Source organism: Aeromicrobium sp. P2_G6, assembly GCF_056403535.1.
In genome coordinates this window covers 189,529-203,173 of sequence record NZ_JBFUFH010000004.1, presented here as the reverse complement: position 1 = coordinate 203,173, position 13,645 = coordinate 189,529, and the positions used below count along the sequence as shown (strand labels likewise).

At 69.0% G+C, this 13,645-nt stretch carries 12 protein-coding genes; 10 read left to right on the top strand and 2 right to left on the bottom strand.

The window, feature by feature from the left end:
- Positions 1-17: 17 nt before the first annotated feature.
- Together AC1DVU_RS14395 and AC1DVU_RS14390 are read right to left on the bottom strand one after the other, a co-directional pair.
- Complete coding sequence (locus AC1DVU_RS14395) at positions 18-986, bottom strand: hypothetical protein (protein ID WP_476923136.1); 969 nt, start codon at positions 984-986, stop codon at positions 18-20.
- A 265-nt stretch (positions 987-1,251) separates the two neighbouring features.
- The gene (locus tag AC1DVU_RS14390) at positions 1,252-2,487 is read right to left on the bottom strand and encodes a DUF349 domain-containing protein (RefSeq protein WP_476923135.1); all 1,236 of its coding nucleotides are present in this window, start codon (positions 2,485-2,487) and stop codon (positions 1,252-1,254) included.
- 64 nt (positions 2,488-2,551) lie between these two features.
- On the opposite strand from AC1DVU_RS14390, the gene AC1DVU_RS14385 reads away from it, so the two are divergent.
- The 10 genes from AC1DVU_RS14385 to AC1DVU_RS14340 are packed head-to-tail and all read left to right on the top strand — an operon-like array spanning position 2,552 to position 13,636.
- A complete protein-coding gene (locus AC1DVU_RS14385; RefSeq protein WP_476923134.1) occupies positions 2,552-3,247 on the top strand; it encodes an MBL fold metallo-hydrolase in 696 nt (231 codons plus the stop codon).
- The gene (gene hisS, locus AC1DVU_RS14380) at positions 3,244-4,593 is read left to right on the top strand and encodes a histidine--tRNA ligase (protein ID WP_476923133.1); all 1,350 of its coding nucleotides are present in this window, start codon (positions 3,244-3,246) and stop codon (positions 4,591-4,593) included. The genes AC1DVU_RS14385 and hisS overlap by 4 nt, the downstream gene beginning before the upstream one ends.
- Positions 4,590-6,425, top strand: a complete 1,836-nt coding sequence (aspS, locus tag AC1DVU_RS14375) for an aspartate--tRNA ligase (protein ID WP_476923132.1) — start codon at positions 4,590-4,592, stop codon at positions 6,423-6,425. The genes hisS and aspS overlap by 4 nt, the downstream gene beginning before the upstream one ends.
- 9 nt (positions 6,426-6,434) lie before the next feature.
- Complete coding sequence (locus AC1DVU_RS14370) at positions 6,435-7,799, top strand: replication-associated recombination protein A (protein ID WP_476923131.1); 1,365 nt, start codon at positions 6,435-6,437, stop codon at positions 7,797-7,799.
- A gap of 18 nt (positions 7,800-7,817) precedes the next feature.
- Positions 7,818-8,276 carry a hypothetical protein gene (locus tag AC1DVU_RS14365; RefSeq protein ID WP_476923130.1) on the top strand — a complete coding sequence of 153 codons (459 nt, stop codon included), beginning with the start codon at positions 7,818-7,820 and terminating at the stop codon, positions 8,274-8,276.
- Positions 8,277-8,301: 25 nt separating this feature from the next.
- A complete protein-coding gene (locus tag AC1DVU_RS14360; RefSeq protein WP_476923129.1) occupies positions 8,302-8,574 on the top strand; it encodes a DUF6167 family protein in 273 nt (90 codons plus the stop codon).
- A complete protein-coding gene (gene alaS / locus AC1DVU_RS14355) occupies positions 8,574-11,231 on the top strand; it encodes an alanine--tRNA ligase (RefSeq protein WP_476923128.1) in 2,658 nt (885 codons plus the stop codon). Before AC1DVU_RS14360 ends, alaS begins: the two co-directional genes overlap by 1 nt.
- Before the next feature lie 2 nt (positions 11,232-11,233).
- On the top strand, positions 11,234-11,680 hold the full coding sequence (gene ruvX / locus AC1DVU_RS14350; RefSeq protein WP_476923381.1) for a Holliday junction resolvase RuvX: 447 nt from the start codon (positions 11,234-11,236) through the stop codon (positions 11,678-11,680).
- A gap of 7 nt (positions 11,681-11,687) precedes the next feature.
- Positions 11,688-12,833, top strand: a complete 1,146-nt coding sequence (gene mltG, locus AC1DVU_RS14345; protein WP_476923127.1) for an endolytic transglycosylase MltG — start codon at positions 11,688-11,690, stop codon at positions 12,831-12,833.
- On the top strand, positions 12,833-13,636 hold the full coding sequence (locus tag AC1DVU_RS14340; protein WP_476923126.1) for a shikimate dehydrogenase: 804 nt from the start codon (positions 12,833-12,835) through the stop codon (positions 13,634-13,636). The genes mltG and AC1DVU_RS14340 overlap by 1 nt, the downstream gene beginning before the upstream one ends.
- Positions 13,637-13,645: the final 9 nt, after the last annotated feature.

Below are 13,645 nucleotides of genomic sequence, written 5' to 3'. Positions count from 1 at the left end.
GCCCGCTGACGCGTGGGTTACGCCCGCTGAGGCGTGGGTTGCGCCCGCTGAGGCGTGGGTTGCGCCAGGGTTCCCCACCATCGAGACAGAGGCTTGATGCCCAACAGCTCGCCGAGCTCGTCTTCGAACGCTGTGTCGGGGCCAAAGATCCGCGAGCGAGTGCCGATGACCCACCTCCACCCGTACAGCTCCGAGAGGTAGTCGCGCCGCTCACGATCGTGAGCCTGGTGGAGGTCATCGGAATGGAACTCCTTGCCGTCGTACTCCGATCCGATCAGCAGCTCGGGATAGGGCAGGTCGATGAAGTACGTCCGTCCGAAGTCATCAACGATCTCGAACTGGGGCTCCGGTGGAGGAAATCCGGCGTCGAGCATTCTCAACCGTTGCCAGGATTCGCCGGGGGACTGGGTTCTGGGCTCGATCATCGCGGCCAGACTGCGCGCCTGAACGATCCCGCGGTATCCCTTGAGCCGCGCGACGTACTCGTTGACATGGTCGACCTCGATCAGACCGGCGTGGGCGAATGCGTCTGCTGCAGCGAGTGCGTACGGGCGGTACATCTTTCTGAGCAGGTCCGAGACGGTGCGCACAGGTGTCGTGACGTGCACGCCGTCTACGTACTCGATGTCCTCCGAGGAAATGATCGCCTGTCGACCACGAGAACCGGGATGCACGATGTGCGCGCCGCCGTGGCGTACAAGCAGGGCCGGTTCGAGCAGGTGGCGAGCGCCGGGCGAATGCACGTCGAGCCCATGCAACCAGGCCGCCGTCTCGTCGCACACCACGGCGTTGGGCGGGGTCACGAGAGTGACCGCCCGGAGTCTCCCGCGGCGCGAGTCAGGCACGCGAGCGTCGACGTAGACGCTGCGAAACTGCCGGCGTAGCAGTCCCTGGCTGCACATCTGCCGGAGCGCTCGGGGCTCGAATCCGAGGTCGCGACCTTGGGTCACCGTGAACGGGTATCCGTCGTTGATCAATTCAGGCACATGCCGGATCAAACGACGGCGGTCGCCGGTCTGTCGATCACCTCGTCCACAGGCTTGGGCGCAACCCACGCGTCAGCGGGCGCAACCCACGCGTCAGCGGGCGTAACCCACGCGTCAGCGGGCGCAACCCACGCGTCGGCGGGCGCAACCCACGCGTCGGCGGGCGCAACGCACGCGTCAGCGGGCGTAACCCACGCGTCAGCGGGCGTAACCCGCCCCCTACTCGCAGAGCTCGTGGGGGTACCCCCAGCGTCAGCGGGGGTGGTCAGGAGTAGTCGGCTTGGGCCTTCTTGGCCATGTCGAGGAAGGCTTCCTTGGAGGCCTTGTCGGCCTCGAGGTCCTTGACCTTCTTCTTGTCGCCCTTGGCCTCGGCGGCCGCGATCTTCTCGCCGACCTCGTCGATCGCTCGCTGGAGCTTGCCGATCATGTCATCGGCACGAGCGGACTTCTCCGGATCCGTCTTCTTCCACTTGCTCTCGGTCGCATCGCGTACGGCCTGCTCGACCTTGCGGATGCGCGCCTCGAACTCACTGATCTTGGCGCGTGGCACCTTGCCGGCGGCCTCCCAGCGATCGGCGATGTCGAGCCACGCCTTGCGGGCGGCGTCGATGTCGGTGATCGGGAGGAGCTTCTCGGCCTCGGCGAGGATCTCGAGCTTCTTCTCGGCGTTGACCTCGTACTCGGCGTCGAGCTTGGCATTGGCCTCGTCGCGCGCCGTGAAGAACGCATCCTGCGCCGCCCGGAACCGCTTCCAGAGCTTGTCCTCGACGTTGCGCGGGGCGGAGCCGGCCTTCTTCCACTCCGACATCAGGTCGCGGTACTTGCCGGCGGTCGGCCCCCACTCGGTCGACGACGAGAGCGCCTCCGCCTCGACGATCAGCTTCTCCTTGATCGTCTTGGCCTGCTCTCGGAGTGTCGACTGCTCGCCGAAGTGGGTCTTGCGCCGCCGCGTGTATGCCGTGCGGGCCGTGCTGAAGCGGTGCCAGAGCTCGTCGTCGGCGGACTTGCTGAGCCGGGGGAGCGCCTTCCACTCGTCGAGCAGGGCGCGGAGCTTGTCAGCGCCGGCCTTCCAGTCGTTGCCGGCGGCGATCTTCTCGGCCTCCTCGGCGATGCGCGCCTTCTCGGTCTGCGCCTCCGCGACCTTGGCGGCGCGTTCGACCTTGCGCACCTCGCGCTGCTTGTCGATCGCCGGCTGCAGGGCGTCGAGCCGCTTGAGCAGCGAGTCGAGGTCACCCAGCGCCTGGGCATCAACGATCTGTGCGCGCACCTTGGTGACGGCCTTGGCAGCGTCGTCGGGGGAGAGCGCGCCACCCTCGAGGCGCTTCTCGAGCAGGTCGACCTCGACCTCGAGTCCTTCGTAGCGTCGCACGTACAACGACATCGCCTCAGCGGGGTCACCGCCGGGCCACTGGCCGATCAGTCGTTCACCGTCAGTGGTCTTGACGTAGACATTGCCTTCGTCGTCGACACGACCCCAAGGGTTCGTGGGCGCAGAACTCATAGCCGACAGTGTAGGCATCGGCCGGGCTCGGGGTGGTCAGTGCGTCTCGCGTACCCTGTCGCACGTGCTTCTCACGTCATTTCCGGCCGGTCCTCTGCAGGCGAACTGCTACTTCGTCTCGCGTGGTCCCGGCACCGGCTGCGCGATCGTCGACCCCGGGATGGATGCCATGGAAGGCGTTCATGCGGTCGTCGCCGAGCACAACCTGACGCCGGCCGCGGTGCTCATCACCCACGGTCACTTCGACCACATGTGGTGCGCCCAGGACGTCGCGCGCGAGTACGACTGCCCGGTCTGGATCCACCCGGCCGACAAGCACCTGCTCGCCGACCCGATGGCCGCGATCTCCAACGAGTCCGCCGCGATGCTCCGCTCCCAGCTCGGCATGACCGACATCCCTGAGTTCGCCGAGCCCGCTGACGTACGCGAAGCCGTCGACGGCGCGCGGATCGAGGTGGACGGCCTGACGTTCCTCGTTGATCACGTGCCCGGCCACACACCCGGCACGGTGTTCTATCGCGTGGACTACGACGGCCCCGAGGACGTCTCGCAGGTCATGTTCTCCGGCGACTTCCTGTTCGCCGGCTCGATCGGCCGGACCGACCTCAACGGCGGGTCGCACCCGCAGATGCAGGACAGCCTGCGCGACCGGGTGCTGCCGCTCGAGGACGACATCGTCGTGCTGCCCGGCCACGGCGGGCAGACGTCGATCGGCCGCGAACGCGCGACCAACCCGTTCCTCGCGGAGCTGATCCAATGAGCGGCAAGGGCGGCAAGCTGAGCGGGTTCCCCGAGTTCCTGCCGGCCGAGCGCAACGTCGAGCTGATCGTGCTCGACCACCTGCGCACGGTCTTCGAGCTGCACGGTTTCGCGTCGGTCGAGACGCGCGCGGTCGAGACCATGGACCAGCTGCTCCGCAAGGGTGAGATCGACAAAGAGGTGTATGCCGTCAGGCGCCTCCATGCGACCGAGGAACAGGGCTCGGATGTTCTTGCTCTGCACTTCGACCTGACGGTGCCGTTCGCCCGGTACGTCCTGGAGAACGCCGGCAAGCTCGAGTTCCCGTTCCGTCGCTACCAGATCCAGAAGGTGTGGCGCGGTGAACGACCCCAGCAGGGCCGCTTCCGCGAGTTCACCCAGGCCGACATCGACATCGTCGCCAAGGACGAGCTGCCATTCCACTTCGACGTCGAGGTCGCCCAGGTCATGGCCGAGGCTCTGTCGGGCCTTCCCGTGCCGCAGCTGACGCTGCAGGTCAGCAACCGCAAGGTGCTCGAGGGGTTCTACCTCGGTCTCGGCATCGCCGAGCCCACCGCGGTCATGCCGATAGTGGACAAGCTCGACAAGGTGCCCGCCGAGAAGATCGCCGAGCAGCTGCAGACCGACGCCGGACTGACCGCCGAGCAGGCGGCGCAGTGCCTGGCACTGGCGGACGTATGCTCGACGGACGAGTCGTTCGTCGACGCCGTACGCGCGCTCGGGGTCAGCCACCCGCTGCTCGACACGGGCCTCGAAGAGCTCGCGCAGGTCGTCACCGGGTCATCGGGTGCGCCGGGCGTGACGGTCGTCGCCGATCTCCGCATCGCACGAGGGCTCGACTACTACACCGGCACGGTGTTCGAGACCCGCATGGCCGGCTACGAGCACCTCGGCTCGATCTGCTCGGGCGGTCGCTACGACCAGCTCGCCAGCGACGGCAAGAGCACCTATCCCGGCGTGGGCATCTCGCTCGGCGTCTCCCGCCTGCTGGTGCCGCTCATCGCGGACGGCCTCACCGCTGACCGTTCGGTGCCCAGCACGGTTCTCGTGGCGCTCATCGACGAGGAGTCACGCCCGGCCAGTGCCGAGGTCGCCTCCGCGCTGCGGGCCCGTGGCATCCCCACCGAAGTGGCAGTGAGCGCGCAGAAGTTCGGCAAGCAGATTCGCTACGCCGAACGCCGGGGCATACCGTTTGTGTGGTTCCCCGCGAACGGCGACGAGCCGCACAAGGTCAGGGACATCCGTGTCGGCGACCAGACGGACGCCGATCCGGCGACCTGGGCGCCGCCGGCTGAAGACCTCAAGCCTCACATCCTGAGAACACCTAGCAAGGAGCAGAACACGTGATCCGCACCCACGACGCCGGAAGCCTGCGCGCCGAACACATCGGCCAGCAGGTCACCCTCGCCGGATGGGTGGCGCGGCGTCGAGATCACGGCGGCGTGGCGTTCATCGACCTCCGTGACGGCAGCGGAGTCTCGCAGGTCGTCATCCGCGAGGAGGAGGTCGCCCGGCCCCTGCGCAGTGAGTTCTGCCTCAAGATCATCGGCACCGTCGAGAAACGCCCTGAAGGCAACGACAACCCCAACCTGCCCTCGGGCGAGATCGAGGTCGTCGCCGAGACGGTCGAGATCCTCAGCGAAGCAGCGCCGCTGCCGTTCCCGATCGAGGAGTTCAACGCCTCGCAGATCAACGAGGAGACGCGTCTTCGCTACCGCTACCTCGACCTGCGTCGCAGCGAGATGGCGCAGAACCTCCGCACGCGCGCCCGCGTTACCCAGATCATCCGCGAGGTCATGGCCGAGCGGGGCTTCCTGGAGTTCGAGACGCCCTACCTGACCGCCTCGACGCCTGAGGGTGCCCGCGACTTCCTCGTCCCCGCTCGCACGAAGCCCGGCAGCTGGTACGCCCTGCCGCAGTCGCCCCAGCTGTTCAAGCAGCTGTTGATGGTCGCAGGTATGGAGCGCTACTACCAGATCGCGCGCTGCTTCCGCGACGAGGACAGCCGCTCCGACCGCCAGCCGGAGTTCACCCAGCTCGACATCGAGATGAGCTTCCTGGAGGAGGAGGACGTCTACGCGCTGACCGAGGAAGTCCTCGTCCGCATCTGGCGCGACGTCGTCGGCCACGAGATCACGACCCCGATCCCTCGCATGACATTCGCCGAGGCCGTACGCCGCTTCGGCATCGACCGCCCCGACCTGCGCTTCGACTGCGAGCTGGTCGACTTCACCGACTACTTCGCCGAGACACCGTTCCGCGTCTTCGCGCCCAAGGGTCGTCAGTGGCACGTCGGTGCCGTGGTGATGCCCGGAGGTGCTGACCAGCCCCGCCGTACGCTCGACGCATGGCAGGAGTTCGCCAAGGCCCGCGGCGCGAAGGGCCTGGCGTACGTGCTGGTGCAGGAGGACGGGACGCTGGGCGGCCCGGTCGCCAAGAACCTCTCGGATGCCGAGCGCGAGGGCCTCGTCGCCCACGCCGGCGCCAAGCCCGGCGACTGCATCTTCTTCGCCGCCGACGAGTACAACGACGCCAAGGCGCTCCTGGCTGCCGTACGCATCGAGGTCGGCGAGCGTTGCGGCCTGATCGACCACGACCGGTGGGAGTTCCTCTGGGTCAACGACGCCCCGATGTTCGAGTACATCGGCGAAGGCGGTGAGGATGCCTGGACGTCGATCCACCACCCGTTCACGGCTCCCGCGCCGGAGTCCGCCGACACGTTCCACACCGACCCGGGCTCGGCGCTCAGCCAGGCGTACGACATCACGCTCAACGGCAACGAGCTCGGTGGAGGGTCGATTCGTATCCACCGCTCCGACATGCAGGCGCGGGTCTTCGACGTCCTCGGGCTCACCGAGGAGCAGGCGCAGGGCCAGTTCGGCTTCCTGCTCGAGGCGTTCGCCTACGGTCCGCCACCCCACGGCGGCATCGCGCTCGGCATCGACCGCGTCGTGGCGCTCCTGACGGGCGCTGACTCGATCCGCGACGTCATCGCGTTCCCCAAGACCGCCTCCGGCGCCGATCCGCTGACCGGCGCGCCGACGCCGATCACGGCTGCTCAGCGCAAGGAGACCGGCGTGGACACGGTGCCGAAGGCGCCCGACGGCGGAGTGCCGGGGTCGGAGCCGGCGAAGGTCGAGGGCGCGGACCAGAAAGCCGACGTCACCGCCGGCAACTAGGCTCACAGCATGAGCGACGACGGGCTGTTCGACCTGCCTGAAGCACCCCCGTCGACCGGCACCGGCGGCGGCAGCCTCTCGGGCAACACGCATGCCTCGGCCCCCTTGGCCGTACGCATGCGGCCGCGGTCGCTCGACGAGCTCGTCGGCCAGGAGCACCTGCTGGCGCCGGGCTCGCCGCTGCGGCAGATGATCGAGGGCAACCAGCCGCTCACGATCCTGTTGTGGGGACCGCCGGGCACCGGCAAGACCACGATCGCCAGCCTGCTCAGCGCTCATACGCATCGCCGTTTCGTCGAGGTCTCCGCCGTCTCGGCGGGCGTCAAGGAGGTCCGCGAGACGATCGCCGGTGCCCGTCGCGCCCTGGCGCAGAGCGGGGTCGAGACGGTCCTGTTCGTCGACGAGGTCCACCGCTTCAGCAAGTCCCAGCAGGACGCGCTGCTCCCCGGCGTCGAGAACCGTTGGGTGTCCCTCGTCGCCGCGACGACTGAGAACCCGCACTTCAGCGTCATCTCGCCGCTGCTGTCGCGCTCACTGCTCCTGACGCTCGAGTCGCTGACCGACGACGGCATCGGCGTCCTCGTCGACCGCGCGCTCACCGACGAGCGCGGGCTGGCCGGCACGGTCACGCTGACCGATGAGGCCAAGAGCCACCTCGTACGCCTGGCCGGCGGCGACGGCCGTCGTGTGCTGACCTATCTCGAGGCCGCCGCCGGAGCCGCGAAGAGCCAGGGCAAGACCGAGATCGACGTCGAGGATGCCGCGCTCGCAGTCGACAAGGCCGCGGTGCGATACGACAGGCAGGGCGACCAGCACTACGACGTCATCAGTGCGTTCATCAAGTCGATCCGCGGGTCGGACGTCGACGCCGCCCTGCACTACCTGGCACGGATGATCGAGGCGGGGGAGGACCCGCGCTTCATCGCCCGCCGACTCATGATCCTCGCCAGCGAGGACATCGGCCTGGCCGACCCCACGGCGTTGACGACCGCCGTTGCGGCTGCCCAGGCGGTCGCGATGATCGGCTTCCCCGAGGCGCGCATCACGCTGTCGCAGGCCGTCATCGCGCTCGCGACAGCGCCCAAGTCCAACGCGGCCTACCTCGCGATCGACGCCGCCATCGCGGATGTACGCGCCGGCAAGGTCGGGGCGGTGCCGCCCGCGCTGCGCGACGCCCACTACGCCGGTGCCAAGAAGCTCGGCCACGGGCACGACTATCTCTACGCCCACAGCGATCCACGCGGCGTCGTCGGCCAGCAGTACGCGCCGGATGACGTCGACGGCGCGACCTACTACCAGCCGGGCGAACACGGCGCCGAGGCCGCGATCGCCGAGCGCCTGGCCCGCATCCGGGCGATTCTGCGCGACCGTTGAGACGATAGGCTCGTGGGCATGTCGGCGGAGCTCTGGATCCTCGTCGCGACCGCAGTTCTCGCGGTCGTGGCGATCACCGCTGCCCTCATCGCCGTACGCGCCGCGCGCCGTGTCTCACAGACTCCGCAGGCGCCGGCCGACACCGTGGCGGCCCGGCCGTCCACCGAGCTCGCTGTGCTCGACCCGGCTCCTCAGGTCGACCACCCTGACCTCGCGCCCCGCCTCGTCGAGGGCCGTCTCGTCGTGCCCCCGTCGCAGCAGCAGGTCGTCAACACCGCGCTCGGGCGGCCCGGCGTACGCCTCTCGATCTTCGCCCACGGCCTCGCACACGCCCTGCGGGCCGAGAGCCGAGACCGCATCAGCGCAATGATGCGCCGCGAATACCGCCGCCGGCGGCGCGAACGCCTGCAAGCCGGCCGCCGGGCCGTCCGCGCCGGACGCCCCACACCGCCGTCCGACCAGTGGCTCGGCTCATGAGGTCGCGCACGTGGGAGGTGTCGGCATGAGGTCGCGCATCGTGTGGTTCGCAGCCGGCTCCGCGGCCGGCCTCTACGCCTCGGTCAAGGCGCGTCGAGCCGCCTACCGGCTCTCCACGCCGGGTCTCGTCGACCAGGCCGCAGCCCTCGGGCTCGGCTGGCGGGCGTTCAGCTCAGAGCTGCGAGACGGCATGGAGACTTGCCAGCGCGACATCGCGCGCGAGCTGTCCGGCGACCCCACTGACCACACCGACCTGCTCCGCCTCGAGGCCGAGCACACCGACAAGGACCAGACCTGATGCAGACCGCGGAGATCCGCCGCCGATTCCTCGCACACTTCGAGAACGCCGGCCACACCGTCGTGCCCTCGGCACCGTTGCTGTTCGACGACCCCAACCTGCTGTTCGTCAACGCCGGCATGGTGCCGTTCAAGCCCTATTTCCTCGGCCAGGAGACCCCGCCGTGGAACACCGCCACGAGCGTCCAGAAGTGCGTACGCACGCAGGACATCGAGGAGGTCGGCAAGACCACCCGGCACGGCACGTTCTTCCAGATGAACGGCAACTTCTCGTTCGGCGACTACTTCAAGGCCGGTGCGATCACCCACGCCTGGGGCCTCATCACGAGCTCGGTCGAGGACGGCGGGCTCGGCTTCGACCCCGACACGATCTGGGTGACCGTCCTGCACTCGGACGACGAGGCTCGCACGCTCTGGAAGGAGATCGCCGGCCTGCCCGACGAGCGCATCCAGAGCCGCGGCCTGCTCGACAACTACTGGCACATGGGCGTGGCCGGCCCGGGCGGCCCGGCCAGCGAGATCTACGTCGATCGCGGCCCTGAGTTCGGCCCCGACGGAGGCCCGGTCGTCGACGAGGACCGCTTCCTGGAGATCTGGAACCTCGTGTTCATGCAGGAGGAGATCACCAACGTCCGCGCCAAGGACCAGTTCGACGTGCTGGGCGACCTGCCCAACAAGAACATCGACACCGGCATGGGCCTCGAGCGCGTCGCCTACCTGCTGCAGGGCAAGGGCAACCTCTACGAGATCGACGAGGTCTATCCGGTCATCGAGCGTGCCTCGGAGATCTCCGGCCGCACCTACGGCAAGGACCACACCGACGACGTACGCTTCCGCGTCGTCGCCGACCACGTCCGCAGCGGGCTGATGCTGATGGGCGACGGCGTCACGCCGGGCAACGAGGCGCGGGGCTACGTCCTGCGCCGGCTGCTGCGCCGTGCCGTGCGCTCGATGCGCTTGCTCGGCTACGACGACCCGGCACTGCCGGAGCTGCTCCCGGTGAGCCTCGACCGCATGAAGGCGTCCTACCCCGAGCTGGAGGCCGACTTCCCGCGCATCTCCCAGATCGCGTATGCCGAGGAGGACGCGTTCCGCCAGACCCTCGGCAAGGGCACGCAGATCTTCGAGAGCGCCGCCATCGCGGTCAAGGACGGCGGCGGCACGACGCTGCCGGGCGAGCAGGCGTTCGCGCTCCACGACACCTACGGCTTCCCGATCGACCTGACGCTCGAGATGGCGTCCGAGCAGGGACTCGCGGTCGACGAGGAGGGCTTCCGGGCGCTCATGGCCGAGCAGCGCTCGCGAGCCAAGGCCGATGCCAAGTCCAAGAAGGGCGCGCACGCCGACACCACGGTCTACCGCGCGGCGCTCGACGCCAACGGTCCGACCGACTGGCTGGCATACACCGACCTGACGACCGAGTCGCGGGTCATCGCACTGATCGCCGGCGGCGACAGCGTCCCGGCGATCTCGGCCGGCTCGATCGGTGAGGTCGTGCTCGACCGCACGCCGTTCTACGCCGAGTCCGGTGGTCAGCACGCTGACGCCGGCGTCCTGACCTGGGACGGCGGCCGCGCCGAGGTGCTCGACGTGCAGCGCCCCGTCCGTGGCCTCGTCGTGCACCAGGTCCGCGTGCTCGAGGGTGAGCTGACGCTCGACCGGCAGCTCGAGGCCGCCGTGGATCCCGAGTGGCGCCTTGGCGCACGCCAGGCCCACTCCGGCACCCACGTCGTCCACGCAGCCCTGCGCGAGGTGCTCGGTCCCACGGCGCTGCAGTCCGGCTCCTACAACCGGCCTGGCTACCTCCGGCTCGACTTCGGCTGGAACGGTGCGCTCTCGCCCGACCAGCTCCACCAGGTCGAGGAGGCGTCCAACCGCGCCCTGCGGGCTGACCTCCCGGTCCGGGCACAGATCATGTCGCTGCCCGAGGCTCGTGACTTCGGCGCACTCGCGCTGTTCGGCGAGACGTACGGCGAGGACGTCCGCGTCGTCGAGATCGGCGGACCGTGGTCACGCGAGCTGTGCGGTGGCACCCACGTCGAGCGGTCGTCGCAGATCGGCACGCTCGTCATCACGTCCGACGGATCGGTGGGCGCGGGCAACCGGCGCATCGAGGCACTGACCGGCATCGAGGGCTTCGAGTACCTCGCCCGGGAGCGCGACGTCGTCCGCCAGCTCACCGAGATCCTCAAGACCCAGCCCGACGAGGTTCCCGGGCGCGTCAAGGACCTGCTCGAGCGGCTCAAGAACGCCGAGAAGGTTGCCGAGCGCATGAAGGCCGCGCAGCTCGTCGGTGCGGCCGGAGACGTGGCGGCCAATGCCAAGGACCTCAACGGGGTCGCCTACGTCGGTCACCACGCAGCCGGCGCGGGTGGGGGAGACGTACGCGCACTGGCCCTCGACATCCGCGGCCGCCTCAAGGGTCGGCCCGCCGTGGTGGTCGTGATCGGCGACGCCGGCGACAAGCCGGCGGCGGTCGTCGCGCTCAACGAGGCTGCACAGGAACGCGGTCTCTCGGCCAACCAGCTCATCGGCGTCGTCGGCGACAAGATCGGCGGTCGGGGCGGCGGCAAGGCCGATGTGGCTCAGGGCGGTGGCACGGACGTCTCGGCGATCCCGGCAGCGCTCGCAGCGGTCGAGGCGGCACTGTCAGCGTGACGATGCGCCGCGGCCGGAGGATCGGCGTCGATGTCGGAGACGTACGCATCGGGGTTGCGGTGAGCGATCCTGACGGCATCCTTGCGACGCCCGTCGAGACGGTTCCAGCCGGTCCCGACGCGATCGCCAGGATCGCCGAGCTCGTCCGCGAGTACGACGTGCTCGAGTGCGTCGTCGGGCTGCCCGTCGGCCTGTCGGGCCGCGAAGGCCCGGCCGCAGCCAAGGTGCGTACGTTCTGCGCCGAGCTGCTGACCGCGATCGATCCGGTGCCGATCAGGCTGTTCGACGAGCGGATGTCCACCATGACGGCCGAGGGCCAGCTGCGACTCAGCGGCAAGTCCGGAGCGGCCAGGAGGACCGTGATCGACCAGGCTGCCGCTACCGTGATCCTGCAGACGGCACTGGACACAGAGCGGACCCGCGGGTCTGCCCCCGGAGAGAGCTTGTGAGGGACCGATGACTGACAGCGGACTGGACCTGGTGACAGGTGGATCCTCGGGCCCCGGGCGCCGGCGCGCAGACACGCCTCCCAGCAAGCCATGGGGACGTCGGATCGTGACCCTGCTGGTCGTCGTCGCGCTGGTGTTCGGCGCGTGGTTCGTGTGGGGCAAGGTGTCGAGCTTCATCAGCGGGCCCGCCGACTACTCCGGCAGCGGCACCGGCAGCGTCGTCGTCGAGATCCCGCGCAACTCCAATGGCCAGCAGATCGCCAACGTCCTGGCCAAGAACGACGTCGTCAAGAGTGCCGACGCGTTCTACCAGCTGGCCCTCAAGGACTCGCGGTTCCAGTCGATCCAGGCCGGCTTCTACAAGGTCAAGAAGCAGATGTCCGCCGAGGCCGCGATGAAGGCGCTCGTCGACAAGTCCAACATCGTCGGTGCTCCCGGCGAGTCACGGGTGACGATCCCCGAGGGCTCCCGCGTCAAGAGCATCACCAAGATCATCGCGGCCAAGACCAAGATCTCCGCCGCGGACGTCAAGAAGGCGCTAGAGGACCCCGACGCGATCGGCTTGCCCGCCGTGGCCAAGGGCAACCCCGAGGGCTACCTGTTCCCGGCGACGTACTCCGTCGGCGCCAAGACCACTGCGACCCAGCTGCTCAAGCAGATGGTGTCCAAGACGCTGGCGGTGGCCAAGGAGCTCGACATCGGCACCCGCGCCCGGGCCCTCGGTCTCGACGGCGAGCAGGTGCTGACGGTGGCCAGCATCCTGGAGTTCGAGGCCAAGAAGGACTCGGACTACCCCAAGGTCGCGCGGGTCCTCTACAACCGCCTCAACGACGGCATGCTGCTGCAGCTGGACTCCACCGTCTCGTACGCCAGCGGTCGTGAGGGTGACGTGTTCACCACGCCGTCCGAGCGCGACTCCGACTCGCCCTACAACACCTACAAGGCGGCCGGCCTCCCGCCGGGCCCCATAGGCTCTCCCGGCGAGAAGACGATCGAGGCAGCCCTCAACCCGGCGCAGGGCGACTGGCTCTACTTCGTGGCCGTCAACCTCGAGACCGGCGAGACGGTGTTCTCCAACACCAAGGCTGAGCACGACGCGGCGGTCACGAAGCTCGAAGAGTACTGCCGGGCCGCGGACGACAAGATCTGCTGATGCGCTGCGCCGTCCTGGGCTCGCCGATCGCCCACTCACTGTCACCGGCCATGCACCGAGCCGCCTATGCCGAGCTCGGCCTCGACTGGACGTACGACGCCGTCGAGCTCGAGGAGGATGGGCTCGAGCTCTTCCTGTCGTCCCTGGGCGACGACGTGCGGGGATTCTCCGTGACCGCACCGCTCAAGCGGCGTGTCGCCGCCCTGGTCCCCGAGGCGAGCGAGATCGTCGGCCGCCTCGGCGTGGCCAACACGATCCTCGTCGAGGAGACCGGCCTGCGGTCCGACAACACTGACGTACCCGGCGCCGTGGCGGCGTTGCTCGAGCGGGGAGTCGAACAGGCCCGTTCGGCGCGCATCCTCGGGGGAGGAGCGACCGCAGCCTCCATGGCCTACGCCGTGTCGACGATGGGCGCCGAACGCGTGGAGTTCGTCGTACGCGAGCCGGCTCGCGCGACCGAGGCGGCGCAGGCCGCCAAGGCAGCCGGCCTCTCGGTGACGATCCACACGATCGACGAGCCGCTGATCGACAAGCTCGACCTGCTGATCTCGACCGTGCCCGGCGACGTCGTCGGGTCACGGTCGCACGAGCTCGTCGACTCGTCGCGCGCGGTGTTCGACGTGGTCTACGACCCGTGGCCGACTCCGCTGGCCAAGGCCGCCGAACAGGCCGGCGTACGCATCGTGTCCGGCCTCGACCTGCTGGCGCACCAGGCCGCACTCCAGGTCGAGCTGATGACGGGAAGCGACGTTTCTCCACAGCTGCTGCGCCGAGCCGCGCTGGCTGAGCTCTCGACCCGCTAGGTTCGCACG

Excerpts from the sequence above, each read along its gene's own strand:
- AC1DVU_RS14340 (WP_476923126.1), top strand. The coding sequence starts at position 12,833 with ATGCGCTGCGCCGTCCTGGGCTCGCCGATCGCCCACTCACTGTCACCG.
- alaS (WP_476923128.1), top strand. The coding sequence starts at position 8,574 with ATGCAGACCGCGGAGATCCGCCGCCGATTCCTCGCACACTTCGAGAAC.
- AC1DVU_RS14370 (WP_476923131.1), top strand. The coding sequence starts at position 6,435 with ATGAGCGACGACGGGCTGTTCGACCTGCCTGAAGCACCCCCGTCGACC.
- AC1DVU_RS14390 (WP_476923135.1), bottom strand. The coding sequence starts at position 2,487 with ATGAGTTCTGCGCCCACGAACCCTTGGGGTCGTGTCGACGACGAAGGC.
- mltG (WP_476923127.1), top strand. The coding sequence starts at position 11,688 with ATGACTGACAGCGGACTGGACCTGGTGACAGGTGGATCCTCGGGCCCC.
- hisS (WP_476923133.1), top strand. The coding sequence starts at position 3,244 with ATGAGCGGCAAGGGCGGCAAGCTGAGCGGGTTCCCCGAGTTCCTGCCG.
- AC1DVU_RS14360 (WP_476923129.1), top strand. The coding sequence starts at position 8,302 with ATGAGGTCGCGCATCGTGTGGTTCGCAGCCGGCTCCGCGGCCGGCCTC.
- AC1DVU_RS14365 (WP_476923130.1), top strand. The coding sequence starts at position 7,818 with ATGTCGGCGGAGCTCTGGATCCTCGTCGCGACCGCAGTTCTCGCGGTC.
- ruvX (WP_476923381.1), top strand. The coding sequence starts at position 11,234 with ATGCGCCGCGGCCGGAGGATCGGCGTCGATGTCGGAGACGTACGCATC.